Genomic DNA, 16,284 nt, shown 5'->3' with positions numbered 1-16,284 from the left:
AAGATTTTTCAAGAGTTTTTGCTTTAAATGTGAGCTATAGAATTGGAAACTAACAGAATAGATCAGGTTAGAATTTGACAGAAGTTCTTATTTTTCTTATAATGCAGATGGAAAGGTGGTAGGATGAAAAAATTATTAATTTTAGGAACTGTTGTTACTGCTAGTGTTTTTCTAGCTTCATGCTCTAATAAATCGCAAACAGCAACCGAAGAAAGTTCGATTGCGGCTGTTAGTTCTTCTAGCAGTCAGGAAACGAGTAGCTCTAGCTCTACTGTTTCCGAAGCGAAAAAGGAAGAGACGCAAATCATCGGTTCGAATGAATATGGTTTTGTCAAGGTACCCAAATCATGGGTTCGATTCCATGAAGTAGAAGGTGGAAATGATATACAGTATTGCGATGGAACAGATATCAACATTGTTACGCTGAATACCTTCAAGGCTGAGCAGTTTAATATCAGCGAAGAAGAATATGCTAAACTGGATGTTGTGACTGTCTCATCTAGTATTTTAACTTCCAAAGAACAAAGCTCTGATTTCAGTAAGGTTTGGGGCTCCAAATCGACCATTGGAGGTTATGAAGCCTATGTTGTCAATGCAATTGCTAAGTCAGGGAAATACCTCGTTACCTGGGTTTTCCGATCAAATGATGGTAAAATACGCTATGTTTCACTTGAAGGGGATGGGGAAACTTTAAAAACTATCTTACCGATGGTTGAAAGTAGCTGGTCAACTACTAAATCTGAATAAATGAAAAAAAGAAGATCCTTGGTCTTCTTTTTATTTTTTTACGAATAGATAGATGAGTAGAAAAAGAAATGGAGTTGTATATGAAGATCACAAACTATGAGATTTACAAATTGAGAAAAGCTGGCTTGACCAATCAACAAATTTTAACTGTTCTTGAATACGACGAGACTGTAGATCAGGAGCTCTTGCTAGGTGATATTGCAGAAATTTCAGGATGTCGTAATCCTGCTGTCTTTATGGAACGCTATTTCCAGATAGATGATGCACAGTTGGAGAAGGAGTTCCAAAAATTCCCATCCTTCTCGATTCTAGACGACTGTTATCCTTGGGATCTGAGTGAGATTTACGACCCTCCAGCTCTTTTGTTTTACAAAGGGAATCTGGATTTACTGAAGTTTCCAAAGGTTGCTCTTGTAGGGAGTCGTTCTTGTTCGAGCCAAGGTGCTAAGTCGATCCAGAAAATTATCCAAGGTTTGGAAAACGAGTTAATCGTGGTCAGTGGCTTGGCCAAAGGAATCGATACCGCTGCCCATATGGCTGCGCTCCAGAATGGAGGGAGAACGATTGCTGTCATTGGAACAGGATTGGATGTTTTTTATCCACGTGCTAATAAACGCTTGCAGGACTACATTGGCAATCATCATCTAGTGCTAAGTGAGTACGGTCCAGGTGAAGAACCCTTGAAATTTCACTTTCCAGCTCGTAATCGGATCATTGCTGGCCTTTGCCGTGGTGTGATCGTTGCAGAGGCAAGGATGCGCTCTGGGAGTCTCATTACCTGTGAACGCGCGATGGAGGAAGGACGCGATGTCTTTGCTATTCCAGGGAACATTTTAGATGGCTATTCAGATGGCTGTCACCACCTGATCCAAGAGGGAGCAAAACTGGTCACAAGTGGTCAAGATGTGCTGGCAGAGTTTGAATTTTAAGGAGAAATTTGTTCCCTCAGATAAACTTTTCTTCTATATATAGGAGTTAAGTCTTGACAGCTATAGAAAAATGGTTTACACTTTATAAAGTTTATTACTTTGAAAAGGTGTGATAGTGTGGCTACGGCAACAAAGAAGAAAAAATCAACAGTTAAAAAAAATCTAGTCATTGTGGAGTCGCCTGCCAAGGCGAAAACGATTGAGAAGTATCTAGGACGAAATTACAAGGTTTTAGCCAGTGTCGGGCATATCCGTGATTTGAAGAAATCCAGTATGTCAGTCGACATTGAAAATAACTATGAACCGCAGTATATCAATATCCGTGGAAAAGGTCCTCTCATTAATGACTTGAAAAAAGAAGCTAAAAAGGCCAATAAAGTCTTTCTTGCGAGTGACCCGGACCGTGAAGGAGAAGCGATTTCCTGGCATTTGGCTCATATTCTCGATTTGGATGAGAATGATGCCAATCGTGTGGTCTTTAATGAAATCACCAAGGACGCAGTGAAAAATGCTTTTAAAGAACCTCGCAAGATTGATATGGACTTGGTCGATGCCCAACAAGCTCGTCGTGTCTTGGACCGCTTGGTAGGCTATTCGATTTCGCCAATTTTGTGGAAAAAGGTCAAGAAGGGCTTATCAGCAGGACGCGTGCAGTCTGTTGCCCTTAAGCTCATCATTGACCGTGAAAATGAAATCAATGCCTTTCAACCAGAAGAATACTGGACAATTGATGGTGTCTTTAAGAAGGGAACCAAGCAATTTCAAGCTTCTTTCTATGGTATGAATGGCAAAAAGATGAAATTGACCACCAATGAAGAGGTCAAAGAAGTCTTGTCCCATCTAACGAGTAAAGATTTTACAGTGGATCAGGTAGATAAGAAGGAGCGCAAACGTAATGCGCCCCTACCTTATACGACCTCAACCATGCAAATGGATGCTGCCAACAAAATCAATTTCCGTACTCGTAAGACCATGATGGTTGCCCAACAGCTTTATGAAGGGATTAATATCGGTACAGGTGTGCAAGGTCTGATTACCTATATGCGTACAGACTCGACTCGTATTAGTCCAGTAGCTCAGAACGAAGCGGCAAGCTACATTAACGACCGTTTTGGTAGCAAGTATTCCAAGCATGGTAGCAGGGTCAAGAATGCCTCAGGTGCTCAAGATGCCCACGAAGCCATTCGTCCATCTAGTGTCTTTAATACACCAGAAAGCATCGCTAAGTACTTGGACAAAGACCAGCTCAAACTTTATACCCTTATCTGGAACCGTTTTGTGGCTAGCCAGATGACAGGCGCTATCTTTGATACCATGGCTGTTAAGCTCTCTCAAAATGGGGTTCAATTTGCAGCTAATGGTAGTCAAGTGAAGTTCGATGGTTATCTTGCTATTTACAATGACTCTGACAAGAACAAAATGTTGCCAGATATGGCTGTTGGAGATGTGGTCAAGCAGGTCAATAGCAAGCCAGAACAACATTTCACCCAACCACCAGCTCGCTATTCAGAAGCGACGCTTATCAAGACTTTGGAAGAAAATGGGGTTGGACGTCCGTCAACCTACGCTCCGACCATTGAAACCATTCAGAAACGTTATTATGTTCGCCTTGCAGCAAAACGCTTTGAACCGACAGAACTGGGAGAAATTGTCAACAAACTCATCGTTGAATACTTCCCAGATATCGTAAACGTGACCTTCACAGCTGAGATGGAAGGAAAACTGGATGATGTCGAAGTAGGAAAAGAGCAGTGGCAACGTGTTATTGACGAATTTTATAAACCATTCTCCAAAGAAGTGGCCAAGGCTGAAGCTGAAATGGAAAAAATCCAGATCAAGGATGAGCCAGCTGGATTTGACTGTGAAGTTTGTGGCAGCCCGATGGTGATTAAGCTCGGTCGTTTTGGTAAATTCTATGCTTGTAGCAATTTCCCAGACTGCCGTCACACACAAGCGATTGTTAAGGAGATTGGTGTCGAGTGTCCAAGCTGTCATCAAGGACAAATCATCGAACGCAAAACCAAGCGTAATCGTATCTTCTATGGTTGCAATCGTTACCCAGAATGCGAATTTACTTCGTGGGATAAACCAATTGGACGTGATTGTCCAAAATGCGGACATTTCCTTGTGGAGAAAAAGGTCCGTGGTGGTGGCAAGCAGGTTGTATGTAGTAATGGCGACTACGAAGAGGAAAAAATTAAATAGAATGCAGAGTCCTGAAAATGAATTTCAGGCTCTTTTTTTGTTGATGCTTGACAAATTTCCCCCTTGTATGCGAAACTAGAGGAAGAGTAATTTATCTAGGAGAAATCATGCGTCTCATTTACCTCAGTATTGGTTTTATTTCACTGGCTTTAGCTGTCGTTGGAGTTGTTCTACCACTTTTACCAACAACTCCCTTTCTTCTGTTAGCTATCGCTTGCTTTTCAAAATCTTCTATGCGTTTTGAAGACTGGCTTTATCATACAAAGCTTTATCAGACCTATGTAGCTGACTTTCGCGAGACCAAGTCTATCGCGCGTGAACGCAAGAAAAAGATTATCGTATCTATCTATATCTTGATGGGGATTTCCATTTATCTTGCCCCTCTTTTGCCAGTCAAAATCGGTCTGGGAGCCTTGACTATCTTTATCACCTACTATCTCTTTAAAGTCATTCCTGACAAAGAATAGATAAAAATAGTAGGTATTTGCCTTGATAAAAATGAAAGTATATTTAAAATAATATGATATAATAAATTTAAAGAAAACATCAAGGAGAATAAAATGATTTACGAATTTTGTGCTGAAAATGTGACCTTGCTTGAAAAAGCGATGCAGGCTGGAGCTCATCGAATCGAACTTTGTGACAATCTAGCAGTAGGAGGAACAACACCTAGCTATGGAGTGACCAAGGCAGCGGTTGAACTGGCATCTAACTACGATACGACCATTATGACTATGATTCGTCCCCGTGGTGGCGATTTTGTCTATACTGATTTTGAAATAGCAATTATGCTGGAAGACATCCGTTTGACTGCGCAGGCTGGAAGTCAAGGAGTCGTTTTTGGGGCATTAACTGCTGATAAGAAGTTGGATAAGGCTAATCTTGAAAAATTAATCGCCGCATCAAAAGGAATGGAAATTGTCTTCCATATGGCCTTTGATGAATTGAGTGATGAAGAGCAATTGGAGGCCATTGACTGGCTCAGCCAAGCTGGTGTCACTCGTATCTTAACTCGTGCTGGTGTGTCTGGGGACTCGCTAGAGAAACGTTTTGAACACTATCACAGAATTTTGGGACATGCAAAAGGTAAAATTGAAATCTTACCAGGTGGCGGGATTGACTTGGACAACCGCCAAACCTTTATCGACCAGCTAGGCGTGACACAATTGCATGGAACTAAGGTTGTCTTTTAAAAAATAGAAAGGAACTGCTAGCTTTTGGTAGCAGTTTTCACTTATGTTTGAAATTTTTAAATCCTATCAGTTTAATAAAGAAAAGGCCAGAGACTATGGTTTTGTAGAAAATGGAGAAGTCTGGACCTATAGTTGCCAGATTTTGCAGGGTGACTTTATCATGACAGTCTCCATCACTACTGATAATGTGAGTTTTCAGGTCTTTGATCAAGAGACGGGTGACCTCTATCCTCAAGTACACATGGAAAGTATGAGGGGAAGTTTTGTCGGAAGTGTCCGTGAGGCTTGTTTGGAGATTCTTTACCAGATTCGGAAGGCTTGCTTTGATATGCAGGATGTTATCTGTCCTCAGACTAAGCGTATCATGGCTCAAGTTCAGGAAAAGTATGGTAATCAATTGGAGCATTTGTGGGAAAAATCGCCTGATACAGCTGTATTGCGCCATGAGGACAATCAAAAGTGGTATGCTGTTGTGATGAGAATTCCATGGGATAAGCTGGAAAAGGGCAGAGAAGGGCTAGTCGAAGCAGTCAATATCAAACACGACCAGGTAGCTGATTTACTTTCAAAAAGGGGCATTTATCCAGCCTTTCATATGAACAAACGCTACTGGCTTAGTATGGCGCTTGATGATACTTTGTCAGATGAAATGGTACTGGAATTGATAGAGAGAAGTTGGAACTTGACAGTGAAAAAATAGGGAAATTTACTTGAGATTTTAAATACTTTCAATTAGCAAAATATTCTTTACTGAAGAAATTTTCAGAAAATAATGGATTTTTTCTTGACAAGAGATTTTTCCTATGCTAGAATACTAGACAAGATATCAAACGAAGGAGAAAGTCAAACATGAAAACAGCTAAGTTTAATCAATTTACTTTGTTGTTGAGGTACTCGGGCTAGTGCAAAAGCATTAGTCCTGTTTGGCTTACCAAGCGGGAGTAAATCAACATCTCGCTTGGGTTTCTGAGCGAGATGTTTTTTTAAAACCACATTTGGAAAAGGGGAAATCATATGCGTAAAGTTGAATTTTTTGATACAAGCCTTCGTGATGGGGAACAAACACCTGGTGTTAACTTCTCAATAAAGGAAAAAGTTTCCATTGCAAGACAGCTGGAGAAATGGGGAATTTCTGTAATTGAAGCTGGTTTTCCGGCTGCTAGTCCAGATTCATTTATAGCCGTTCAAGAAATTGCTAAAACCATGAAAAAAACAGCAGTGACAGGATTAGCTCGTTCTGTAAAATCTGATATTGATGCTTGTTATGAGGCACTTAAGGATGCCAAGTATCCACAAATTCATGTCTTTATCGCTACCAGTCCGATTCACCGCAAGTATAAGCTCAATAAGAGCAAGGAAGAGATTTTAGAAGCTATTAAGGAGCATGTTTCTTATGCACGTTCTAAGTTTGAAATCGTCGAATTCTCTCCTGAAGATGCGACTAGAACAGAGTTGGATTTCCTCTTGCAAGTTGTGCAGACAGCAGTGGACGCTGGGGCAACTTATATCAATATCCCTGACACGGTTGGCTTTACGACTCCAGAAGAGTTTGCACGCATCTTTGATCACTTGACCGAAAATATTAAATCAGATCATAAAGTTGTCTTTGGTGTCCACTGTCACGATGATCTCGGTATGGCAACTGCAAATACTTTGACAGCAATTAAACACGGTGCTGGACGTGTCCAGGGAACTATTAATGGTATCGGTGAACGCGCAGGTAATGTTGCTCTTGAAGAAGTAGCTGTTGCTTTGAAGATTCGTGAGGATTTCTTCCAAGCAACTAGTGATATTGTTTTGGATGAAACAATGAATACGTCAGAAATGGTTTCTCGCTTCTCTGGTATTCCAGTTCCTAAAAATAAGGCCGTCGTTGGTGGCAATGCCTTTTCTCATGAATCGGGTATTCACCAAGATGGAGTCCTTAAAAATCCTCTTACTTATGAGATCATCACACCTGAATTGGTCGGTGTCAAGAGTAACAGTCTTCCGCTTGGTAAATTGTCAGGTCGCCATGCCTTTGTTGAAAAACTAAGAGAATTGGCCCTAGATTTTACAGAAGAGGATATCAAACCACTCTTTGCTAAGTTCAAGGCACTAGCGGACAAGAAACAAGAAATCACAGATGCAGATATTCGAGCTCTGGTAGCTGGAACCATGGTTGAAAATCCAGAAGGCTTCCACTTTGATGATTTACAACTTCAAACCCATGCAGATAATGACATTGAAGCGCTTGTTAGTCTGGCTAATATGGATGGTGAGAAAGTCGAATTCAATGCGACAGGGCAAGGTTCCGTTGAAGCTATCTTCAACGCCATCGACAAGTTCTTCAATCAATCTGTTCGCTTGGTGTCCTATACCATCGATGCGGTAACAGATGGAATCGATGCCCAAGCTCGGGTTTTGGTCACTGTTGAAAACAGAGATACCGAAACCATCTTTAACGCAGCAGGTCTCGATTTCGATGTGTTGAAAGCTTCGGCTATTGCTTATATCAATGCCAATACTTTTGTTCAAAAAGAGAATGCTGGTGAGATGGGGCACAGCGTTTCCTACCGAGACATGCCTAGTGTGTAAAGGAGAAGGCTATGACAAAGAAAATAGTAGCTCTAGCAGGGGATGGAATCGGTCCAGAAATTATGGAAGCTGGTTTAGTGGTTCTGGAAGCTCTAGCTTCAAAAACAGGTTTTGACTATGAGATTGACAGATGCCCCTTTGGTGGTGCAGGTATTGATGCTGCGGGGCATCCCTTACCTGATGAAACCCTCAAGGCATGTAGAGAAGCAGATGCTATTCTCCTAGCGGCTATCGGTAGTCCCCAGTATGATGGGGCAGCGATTCGCCCTGAACAAGGTTTGCTGGCTCTTCGTAAGGAACTCAATCTCTATGCCAATATTCGCCCTGTTAAGATTTTTGATAGTCTCAAGCATTTGTCACCTCTCAAACCCGAACGAATTGCTGGTGTAGACTTTGTCGTGGTGCGTGAGTTGACAGGTGGGATTTACTTTGGGGATCATATCCTTGAAGAGCGCAAAGCGCGTGATATCAACGACTACAGCTATGAAGAAGTGGAGCGTATTATTCGCAAAGCCTTTGAAATTGCAAGAAGTCGCAGAAAAATCGTTACTAGTATCGATAAGCAAAATGTTCTAGCGACATCAAAACTCTGGCGCAGAGTGGCTGAGGAGGTTGCGCAAGATTTTCCAGATGTGACCTTGGAACACCAGTTGGTGGACTCAGCTGCCATGCTTATGATTACCAATCCTGCTAAATTTGATGTCATCGTGACAGAAAATCTTTTCGGAGATATCTTATCTGATGAATCAAGCGTTCTATCTGGCACACTTGGAGTCATGCCATCGGCTAGTCATTCTGAAAAGGGGCCAAGTCTCTATGAACCCATTCACGGTTCGGCACCTGATATCGCAGGTCAGGGAATTGCCAATCCTATTTCCATGATTTTATCAGTAGCCATGATGTTGAGAGATAGTTTTGGACGTTTTGAGGATGCAGAGCGTATCGAGCATGCTGTAGAAGCCAGTTTGGCAGCAGGAATTTTAACGAGAGATATAGGAGGAAAGGCTTCTACCAAGGAAATGACGGAAGCCATCATTGAAAGACTATGAAGATAAACGAAGGAATCACTCTTACCCTCTTGATTTGGAATGTCATAATTTTCATCATTTATGGAATCGACAAATCCAAGGCAAGAAGAGGTGCTTGGCGCATCCCAGAGAAAATCTTACTCATTTTAGCCTTTACTTGTGGTGGTTTTGGTGCTTGGCTAGCAGGAATGACCTTTCACCACAAGACTCGAAAATGTTATTTTAAAACGGTTTGGTTTCTCGGGATGGTGACCACACTAGTAGCCTTATATTTTATTTGGAGGTAATGGATGGCAGGAAAATCGATTTTTGATAAATTATGGGACCGCCATGTCATCACAGGAGAAGAAGGACAACCCCAACTCATGTATGTGGATCAGCACTATATTCATGAAGTGACCAGTCCCCAAGCTTTTCAAGGATTACGAGATGCGGGGCGCAGATTGAGACGGCCAGACTTGACATTTGGAACTTTTGATCATAATGTTCCAACCGTCAATATCTACGATATTCGAGATGTTATTTCTAAGGCTCAAATTGATAAGCTCGCTGAAAATGTTGAGGAGTTTGGTATTGAACATGCGGCCCATGGTTCTGAAAAGCAGGGAATCGTTCACATGGTAGGTCCAGAAACAGGACGGACCCAACCAGGGAAATTCATCGTCTGTGGAGATAGCCACACAGCTACTCACGGAGCTTTCGGAGCTATCGCCTTTGGGATTGGGACCAGTGAGGTCGAGCATGTCTTTGCCACCCAGACCCTCTGGCAGGTCAAACCCAAGAAAATGCTGGTAGAATTCACTGGTGTTCCTCAAAAAGGAGTTTATTCCAAGGATTTTATCCTCGCCTTGATATCCAAGTATGGTGTTGCCTGCGGTGTTGGCTATGTGGTGGAATATCGTGGGGAAGCGGTTGATGCTCTGACCATGGAAGAGAGAATGACCATCTGCAATATGTCCATCGAGTTTGGCTCTAAGATGGGGATTATGAATCCGGATCAGACCACCTATGACTATCTCAAGGGACGAGAATGTGTTCCAGAAGCTTTCGAGGAGGCGATTGCTGACTGGAAAACCCTTGTCAGTGATGAGGATGCTGTCTATGATAAGGTTATCCAGATGGATGTCTCAGACTTGGCTCCCATGGTGACTTGGGGAACCAATCCTGCTATGGGGGTTGACTTTGACAGTAGCTTCCCAGAAATTAAGGATATGAACGATGAACGAGCTTATCATTACATGAACTTGGAGCCTGGTCAAAAGCCAGCGGATATTGAACTAGGTTATATTTTTATCGGTTCATGTACCAATGCTCGTCTCAGCGATTTACAGCTGGCTGCTCGATTTGTCAAAGGGAAGAAGATAGCTCCCAATCTAACAGCAATCGTAGTACCTGGCTCTCGTCCGGTTAAGCGAGCTGCTGAGAAGTTGGGCTTGGACAAGGTTTTCCTAGACGCTGGCTTTGAGTGGAGAGACCCAGGTTGCTCCATGTGTCTAGGGATGAATCCTGACAAGGTTCCAGATGGTGTCCACTGCGCTTCAACTAGCAACCGCAATTTTGAAGACAGACAAGGCTTTGGTGCTAAGACCCATCTCTGCAGTCCAGCCATGGCAGCTGCGGCGGCTATCGCAGGGCGCTTCGTAGATGTTCGGCAGATGCCAGAGGCACAGTAAGGAGAGGATATGGAGAAATTTACAGTTTATACGGGAACGACCGTTCCTCTCATGAATGATAACATTGACACAGACCAAATACTCCCCAAGCAGTTTCTCAAGTTGATTGATAAGAAAGGCTTTGGTAAGTACCTCATGTATGCTTGGCGTTATCTGGACGATAACTACACTGAGGATCCAGACTTTGTCTTTAACCGACCTGAATATCGTAAAGCCAGTATTCTTATCTCAGGGGATAACTTTGGCGCAGGTTCTTCGAGAGAACACGCAGCTTGGGCTCTAGCCGACTATGGTTTTAAGGTCGTGATTGCAGGATCTTTCGGTGACATTCATTACAATAATGAACTCAATAATGGTATGTTGCCCATTGTTCAGCCTAGGGAGGTTAGAGAAAAGTTAGCCCAACTCAAACCGACCGATCAGGTAACTGTGGACTTGGAACAACAGAAAATCATCTCACCAGTTGGAGAATTCACTTTTGAAATCGATAGTGAATGGAAACACAAGCTCTTAAATGGTTTGGATGATATCGGTATTACCTTGCAGTACGAAGATTTGATTGCTGCTTATGAAAAACAACGCCCAGCTTACTGGCAAGAATAGAATAAAAATAGAAAAGGAAATAGAACTATGACAAAACACATTCAATGGAACGGAACACTTTCACAGGAAGGCTATGACATTTTAAAAGGTGAGGGCGGATGTATCGTTTGCCCTACAAAAGTTGGTTACATCATCATGACTAGTGATAAGGAAGGACTTGAGCGTAAGTTTGAAGCTAAAGAGCGTAACCGTAACAAACCAGGTGTTGTACTTTGTGGAAGCATGGATGAGCTTCGCGCTTTAGCACAACTCAATCCAGAAATTGAAGCCTTCTACCAAAAACATTGGGACGAAGACATTCTTCTAGGTTGTATCCTTCCATGGAAACCAGAAGCCTTTGAGAAATTGAAAGCATACGGTGATGGTCGTGAAGAACTCATGACAGACGTTCGTGGTACTAGCTGTTTTGTCATTAAATTCGGGAAAGCAGGAGAACAATTGGCTGCTAAACTTTGGGAAGAAGGCAAGATGGTCTACGCCTCATCTGCAAACCCATCTGGAAAAGGAAACCGCGGTAAGGTCGAAGGAATCGGAGAACGTATCGAAGGAGCAGTGGATCTTGTCATCGAAGCTGACGATTATGTAGCATCCATCCAACCTGACAAAACCATTGAAACTCGCTACGAGCAAGGTGTGATGGTCTCTATGGTCGATAAGGACGGCAATCTCATCCCAGAACAAGGAGGAGCTCGCTCAATCTCACCAGCTCCAGTTGTTATCCGTAAAGGGCTTGACATTGATAAAATCATGATGCACCTGTCAGATACCTTTAACTCATGGGATTACCGTCAGGGCGAGTATTATTAAGATAGAAAAGAAGTCTAGTGTTGAAAGGGAATAAAACCTCTACACTAGGCTTTTTCTTTAGAAATTCTTTTCTTTTTTAAATATATATGATATTCTATATGTGAAATAGGGTTTTGAAATATTAAATACTAACTAGCCTATAATATGAAAATGGAGCTACAAAATGGAAGAAAAATTAAATTATTGGATGATAGTTGCAGGAGGAGGTGGAAAAGTTTGGTCTTTGTTTAAAGAAGAGAATATAGCTTGTATAGATTTTGATTCTAATTTATCTAATATTTTAGATTACAATAATCCTGAAGAATTGAAGCAAGGAAAGCAGAGAAATTTATTTATTTGGAAGTTTGCACATGACATAAAAATAAATGATTATATAATAGCTACCTCAGGATTTAACAAAATTTTAGGTATTGGACAATGTGTGAAAACATATTACTTTGATGAAACAAAAACAGAGTTTAAACATTGTATTGGTGTTAATTGGTTGAAAGTAGATGGTGGATGGTGGATGGGAATACCAAGGTAAAAAAGGTACAAGACAAACCATCAACTGGGATAGAAATTCAGAACGTATCAATTTATATAAATCTATTCTAAATGGTACATACAGAAAAAATGTAGAGAAAGTTGTTATGAATAAAAATATTAACGATTATTTAGATATATTAAAAAAATCCAAAAACCTCATCCTCCGTGGTGCACCTGGTACTGGAAAAACTTATCTTGCTAAAGAAATTGCTATGGAGTTAACGGGTGGCGATGAAGATCAAATCGGCTTTGTACAATTTCACCCTTCCTATGATTATACGGATTTTGTAGAGGGGTTGAGACCGGTATCAAATGGCGATGGAGCTATTGAGTTTAAGCTAGAGGACGGTATTTTTAAGAAGTTCTGTCAGAAGGCTAAAGAAGCTCAGAAAACTGGAGGACAAGATAATTTTGATGAAGCTTGGGATCTTTATCTTGAGTATGTTAATAGTAGAGATGAAAAAGAATATTTGACAGAATTTTCCTATCTAACAGTAAATAGTCGAAATAATTTTAATATCAATTATGAAACTAAAGCCAAAGGAACTGTCTTAACAAAATCTTATGTTTATGAACTCTATAAAGACGAAAATTATCTGAAAAAGCCCTTTTATCGTAACCAAGGAAAAAAAGTCCTTGAAACTTTAAAGAAAAGATTTGGTCTGAAAGATTATGTCTCTCCAACAAAGATCAACACAGACAAGAAATTTGTCTTCATCATTGATGAAATCAACCGTGGTGAGATTTCTAAGATTTTTGGGGAACTCTTTTTCTCTATCGATCCTGGTTATCGTGGTGAAAAGGGAAGTGTTTCTACCCAATATGCAAATCTACACGAAACTGATAAAAAGTTTTATATCCCCGAAAATGTTTACATCATTGGAACTATGAATGATATTGATCGTTCAGTGGATACCTTTGATTTTGCTATGCGTCGTCGTTTCCGTTTTGTTGAAGTTACTGCTGAAAGTCAAGTTGGCATGTTGGATAAAGAGCTGAATATCCATGCAGAAGAAGCAAAAATTCGTCTAAGAAACTTGAATACTGCTATCGAAAACGTTCAGGAGCTAAATAGCCATTATCATATCGGTCCAAGTTATTTCCTTAAATTGAAGGATGTAGACTTTGACTATGAATTACTCTGGTCTGATTATATTAAACCCCTCCTAGAAGACTACTTGCGGGGTTCTTATGAAGAGTCTGAAACTCTGGCAACATTGAAAAAAGCATTTGATCTGACAAGTAAAGAGCAAACAGAACCCCAAGATACTGGTGATAATGATGCGGATAACTGATAATCAGCATAGAATTGCTAAAGAAGACTTTGTCGCTGAATATCCCAAACTAAGTCAAGCTCTTCTTGATAGAACACTGGATAACCTTTCTCGAGAGGATAATATCTTTATTTTTCCAAATGATTTGATGAATTCTCCTGATTTAGACAAGGACCAAAAGATTTTTGAAACAGTTAATCAGAAAATCAAGACAGGAAATGTAATTGGTTTTCTTGGATATGGTCAGGAAAGATTAACGATTTCCTCTCGTTTTTCTGATGAAAGTAACGACCATTTTTTGCATTATCTTTTACAAAAGGTTCTCAATATCAATCTGACTAGTTTGGATGTCGGTCTATCTCCAGAGGATAAACTCTATCAGCTTTTGATTTACCTCTTTCCCAAATATCTGCAAGCTGCTCTCAGAAAAGGTCTTTATAAGGAATACCAGCGATTTTTCCATAACGATAGTCATGTAAAGGGTGTACTAGATGTTGGAAATCATCTGAAAAAAAATCTCCCTTTTATGGGAAATATTGCCTATACAACTAGAGAGTTTACTTATGATAATCCACTCATGCAGTTGATTCGACATACGATTGAGTACATAAAGAATCAGAAAAGTTTCGGAGTTCTGCTCGATAGTAATCGTGAAAATATGACAGAAATTACTCGTGTAACTCCAGCTTATAAATTAGCTGATCGTGCTAAGATTATCAGAATGAATAAAACCAAACCCATCAGACACGCCTATTTCAGAGAGTATAGAAAGTTACAGGAGCTTTGCTTGATGATTCTAAGTAGAGAAAAGCATGGTCTTGGACTTCAATCCCGGAGGGTACATGGCATTCTTTTTGATGTTGCCTGGCTTTGGGAAGAGTATGTTTACACCTTGTTGCCAAAAGGTTTTGTACATCCCAGAAATAAGGATAAGACGGATGGAATTTCAGTATTTTCTGTTGGGAAACGAAAAGTATATCCAGATTTTTATGACAGAGAACGAAAGATTGTTCTAGATGCAAAATATAAAAAACTGGAGTTCACTGAAAGAGGGATTAACCGCGAGGACTTGTTCCAGCTTATTTCCTATTCTTATATTTTAAAAGCTGAGAAAGCTGGACTGATTTTTCCTAGTATGGAGCAGTCAGTAAATAGTGAAATAGGAAAAGTAGCTGGCTATGGAGCTCAATTGAAGAAGTGGTCTATTCGAATCCCTCAGAATGCCACATCCTATAGTGCATTTTGTAAAATGATGGAAAATTCAGAAGAAAATTTTAAAGCGATTATTGATGAAGAAGTGGGGAGAAAGTAATCTCTTCACTTTTTTACTATTTATATAAGTAATTTCCGAACGATATAATGTGATTATTACAAATATTTGACAAAAACTGTACTTTGGTTTATAATAAATCAAGGAAGCGCGGGAAAAGGCGTAGAGATGCGCAAGCATAGGTAGGTCATTATAAAAGAAACGAGACATCAATATGTTAAATGAATTTCCAATTTTTGATTACGAAGATATTCAGTTGATCCCTAATAAATGTGTGATTAAAAGCCGTTCAGAAGCGGATACAAGTATTACGTTTGGAAAACACACTTTTAAACTACCTGTTGTGCCAGCAAATATGCAGACAATTTTGGATGAGAACGTAGCAGAGCAACTTGCTAAAGGCGGTTACTTCTACATTATGCACCGTTTTGATGAAGCGGGACGCATTCCTTTTATCAAACGTATGCACGATCAAGGGCTCATTGCTTCCATTTCTGTTGGTGTCAAGGATTACGAGTATGACTTTGTTAGACAGCTCAAGGCTGATGCTCCTGAGTATATCACGATTGACATTGCTCATGGTCATGCAGATAGCGTGATTTCTATGATTCAGCACATCAAGAAAGAATTGCCAGATACTTTTGTCATTGCAGGGAATGTGGGAACACCAGAAGCTGTGCGTGAATTGGAAAATGCCGGTGCGGATGCAACTAAGGTTGGAATCGGTCCTGGTAAGGTTTGTATCACCAAGGTGAAAACAGGTTTTGGCACTGGCGGTTGGCAGTTGGCTGCCCTTCGCTGGTGTGCTAAGGCGGCTCGCAAACCGATTATCGCTGATGGTGGGATTCGTACACACGGTGACATTGCCAAGTCTATCCGTTTCGGTGCTAGCATGGTCATGATTGGTTCCCTTTTTGCAGGACACATCGAAAGCCCAGGGAAAACGATTGAAGTCGATGGCGAACAGTTCAAAGAATACTATGGTTCAGCTTCTCAATACCAAAAAGGAGCTTATAAAAACGTGGAAGGAAAACGCATCTTACTTCCTGCCAAAGGACATTTGCAAGATACCCTCACTGAGATGGAGCAGGATCTGCAAAGTGCCATTTCCTACGCAGGTGGACGCAAGGTTGCTGACCTCAAGCACGTTGATTATGTTATCGTGAAAAACTCTATCTGGAATGGTGATGCATCCCACTAAGACGGGCTATACGGCTAGAAAAAAACTTGTTATTAGAGCAAATTTTTGTTATAATGGAACAAGTTTCCACCCTTAGTGTAATGGATATCACGTAAGATTCCGGTTCTTGAGATGGGGGTTCGATTCCCTCAGGGTGGATGTAAACGGTCTAGGAAAGCCTTAAATAAGGCTTTTTCTTTATCTCGACCCAAATTTGCCCCTAAAATTGAAAAGTTTATTCTAAAAAATGCTCAAATCCCCTCTAGTCCC

16 protein-coding genes and 1 tRNA gene are annotated in these 16,284 nt (G+C 40.7%); all 17 read left to right on the top strand.

The features are described 5' to 3' along the window. Positions 1–123 precede the first annotated feature (123 nt). The 17 genes from ATE34_RS08330 to ATE34_RS08255 all read left to right on the top strand — a co-directional run bounded on the left by ATE34_RS08330 (position 124) and on the right by ATE34_RS08255 (position 16,173). Positions 124–747: a hypothetical protein gene (locus ATE34_RS08330; protein WP_084911614.1), complete on the top strand. Its 624-nt coding sequence runs from the start codon at positions 124–126 to the stop codon at positions 745–747. A gap of 80 nt (positions 748–827) precedes the next feature. Then, a complete protein-coding gene (gene dprA / locus ATE34_RS08325) occupies positions 828–1,676 on the top strand; it encodes a DNA-processing protein DprA (protein WP_084911612.1) in 849 nt (282 codons plus the stop codon). 117 nt (positions 1,677–1,793) lie between these two features. Then, entirely contained in the window at positions 1,794–3,881 is a 2,088-nt protein-coding gene (gene topA, locus ATE34_RS08320) for a type I DNA topoisomerase (protein WP_061598304.1), read from the top strand. A 107-nt stretch (positions 3,882–3,988) separates the two neighbouring features. Beyond that, positions 3,989–4,348, top strand: a complete 360-nt coding sequence (locus ATE34_RS08315; RefSeq protein ID WP_061598305.1) for a YbaN family protein — start codon at positions 3,989–3,991, stop codon at positions 4,346–4,348. 93 nt (positions 4,349–4,441) lie between these two features. Beyond that, complete coding sequence (locus tag ATE34_RS08310; protein WP_061598306.1) at positions 4,442–5,074, top strand: copper homeostasis protein CutC; 633 nt, start codon at positions 4,442–4,444, stop codon at positions 5,072–5,074. A gap of 43 nt (positions 5,075–5,117) precedes the next feature. Next, on the top strand, positions 5,118–5,774 hold the full coding sequence (locus tag ATE34_RS08305) for an MmcQ/YjbR family DNA-binding protein (protein ID WP_061598307.1): 657 nt from the start codon (positions 5,118–5,120) through the stop codon (positions 5,772–5,774). 314 nt (positions 5,775–6,088) lie between these two features. Beyond that, positions 6,089–7,651 carry a 2-isopropylmalate synthase gene (locus tag ATE34_RS08300; protein WP_061598308.1) on the top strand — a complete coding sequence of 521 codons (1,563 nt, stop codon included), beginning with the start codon at positions 6,089–6,091 and terminating at the stop codon, positions 7,649–7,651. Between the two features lie 11 nt (positions 7,652–7,662). Continuing rightward, positions 7,663–8,700: a 3-isopropylmalate dehydrogenase gene (gene leuB, locus ATE34_RS08295; RefSeq protein WP_061598309.1), complete on the top strand. Its 1,038-nt coding sequence runs from the start codon at positions 7,663–7,665 to the stop codon at positions 8,698–8,700. Next, positions 8,697–8,966, top strand: a complete 270-nt coding sequence (locus tag ATE34_RS08290; RefSeq protein ID WP_061598310.1) for a DUF1294 domain-containing protein — start codon at positions 8,697–8,699, stop codon at positions 8,964–8,966. The genes leuB and ATE34_RS08290 overlap by 4 nt, the downstream gene beginning before the upstream one ends. A gap of 3 nt (positions 8,967–8,969) precedes the next feature. Beyond that, positions 8,970–10,352 carry a 3-isopropylmalate dehydratase large subunit gene (leuC, locus tag ATE34_RS08285; protein WP_061598311.1) on the top strand — a complete coding sequence of 461 codons (1,383 nt, stop codon included), beginning with the start codon at positions 8,970–8,972 and terminating at the stop codon, positions 10,350–10,352. A gap of 9 nt (positions 10,353–10,361) precedes the next feature. Further along, positions 10,362–10,955, top strand: coding sequence for a 3-isopropylmalate dehydratase small subunit (leuD, locus tag ATE34_RS08280; RefSeq protein WP_000410641.1), 594 nt, complete (start codon positions 10,362–10,364; stop codon positions 10,953–10,955). Between the two features lie 27 nt (positions 10,956–10,982). After that, positions 10,983–11,762, top strand: coding sequence for an L-threonylcarbamoyladenylate synthase (locus tag ATE34_RS08275; protein WP_084911610.1), 780 nt, complete (start codon positions 10,983–10,985; stop codon positions 11,760–11,762). A gap of 163 nt (positions 11,763–11,925) precedes the next feature. Continuing rightward, positions 11,926–12,288: a hypothetical protein gene (locus ATE34_RS11355; protein WP_394335041.1), complete on the top strand. Its 363-nt coding sequence runs from the start codon at positions 11,926–11,928 to the stop codon at positions 12,286–12,288. After that, positions 12,257–13,585 (top strand): McrB family protein, encoded by a 1,329-nt coding sequence (locus tag ATE34_RS08270; protein WP_394335040.1) that lies wholly within the window; start codon positions 12,257–12,259, stop codon positions 13,583–13,585. The genes ATE34_RS11355 and ATE34_RS08270 overlap by 32 nt, the downstream gene beginning before the upstream one ends. Beyond that, positions 13,572–14,876, top strand: coding sequence for an McrC family protein (locus ATE34_RS08265; RefSeq protein ID WP_084911608.1), 1,305 nt, complete (start codon positions 13,572–13,574; stop codon positions 14,874–14,876). The genes ATE34_RS08270 and ATE34_RS08265 overlap by 14 nt, the downstream gene beginning before the upstream one ends. A 172-nt stretch (positions 14,877–15,048) precedes the next feature. Continuing rightward, positions 15,049–16,035, top strand: a complete 987-nt coding sequence (guaC, locus tag ATE34_RS08260; RefSeq protein WP_061598315.1) for a GMP reductase — start codon at positions 15,049–15,051, stop codon at positions 16,033–16,035. Between the two features lie 66 nt (positions 16,036–16,101). After that, positions 16,102–16,173: transfer RNA gene (locus tag ATE34_RS08255), tRNA-Arg, on the top strand. The last annotated feature ends 111 nt before the right edge of the window (positions 16,174–16,284 follow it).

This window comes from Streptococcus oralis subsp. tigurinus, assembly GCF_002093545.1.
In the GTDB taxonomy this organism is placed as follows: domain Bacteria; phylum Bacillota; class Bacilli; order Lactobacillales; family Streptococcaceae; genus Streptococcus; species Streptococcus oralis_C.
This window is presented reverse-complemented; position numbering and strand designations above follow the sequence as displayed.

Bases quoted from the DNA above. Each gene is read 5' to 3' on its own strand.
- ATE34_RS08270 (WP_394335040.1), top strand. From the start codon at position 12,257: ATGGTGGATGGTGGATGGGAATACCAAGGTAAAAAAGGTACAAGACAA.
- ATE34_RS11355 (WP_394335041.1), top strand. From the start codon at position 11,926: ATGGAAGAAAAATTAAATTATTGGATGATAGTTGCAGGAGGAGGTGGA.
- ATE34_RS08290 (WP_061598310.1), top strand. From the start codon at position 8,697: ATGAAGATAAACGAAGGAATCACTCTTACCCTCTTGATTTGGAATGTC.
- ATE34_RS08275 (WP_084911610.1), top strand. From the start codon at position 10,983: ATGACAAAACACATTCAATGGAACGGAACACTTTCACAGGAAGGCTAT.
- leuD (WP_000410641.1), top strand. From the start codon at position 10,362: ATGGAGAAATTTACAGTTTATACGGGAACGACCGTTCCTCTCATGAAT.
- ATE34_RS08265 (WP_084911608.1), top strand. From the start codon at position 13,572: ATGCGGATAACTGATAATCAGCATAGAATTGCTAAAGAAGACTTTGTC.
- dprA (WP_084911612.1), top strand. From the start codon at position 828: ATGAAGATCACAAACTATGAGATTTACAAATTGAGAAAAGCTGGCTTG.
- ATE34_RS08330 (WP_084911614.1), top strand. From the start codon at position 124: ATGAAAAAATTATTAATTTTAGGAACTGTTGTTACTGCTAGTGTTTTT.
- leuB (WP_061598309.1), top strand. From the start codon at position 7,663: ATGACAAAGAAAATAGTAGCTCTAGCAGGGGATGGAATCGGTCCAGAA.
- ATE34_RS08315 (WP_061598305.1), top strand. From the start codon at position 3,989: ATGCGTCTCATTTACCTCAGTATTGGTTTTATTTCACTGGCTTTAGCT.
- guaC (WP_061598315.1), top strand. From the start codon at position 15,049: ATGTTAAATGAATTTCCAATTTTTGATTACGAAGATATTCAGTTGATC.
- leuC (WP_061598311.1), top strand. From the start codon at position 8,970: ATGGCAGGAAAATCGATTTTTGATAAATTATGGGACCGCCATGTCATC.
- ATE34_RS08305 (WP_061598307.1), top strand. From the start codon at position 5,118: ATGTTTGAAATTTTTAAATCCTATCAGTTTAATAAAGAAAAGGCCAGA.
- ATE34_RS08300 (WP_061598308.1), top strand. From the start codon at position 6,089: ATGCGTAAAGTTGAATTTTTTGATACAAGCCTTCGTGATGGGGAACAA.
- ATE34_RS08310 (WP_061598306.1), top strand. From the start codon at position 4,442: ATGATTTACGAATTTTGTGCTGAAAATGTGACCTTGCTTGAAAAAGCG.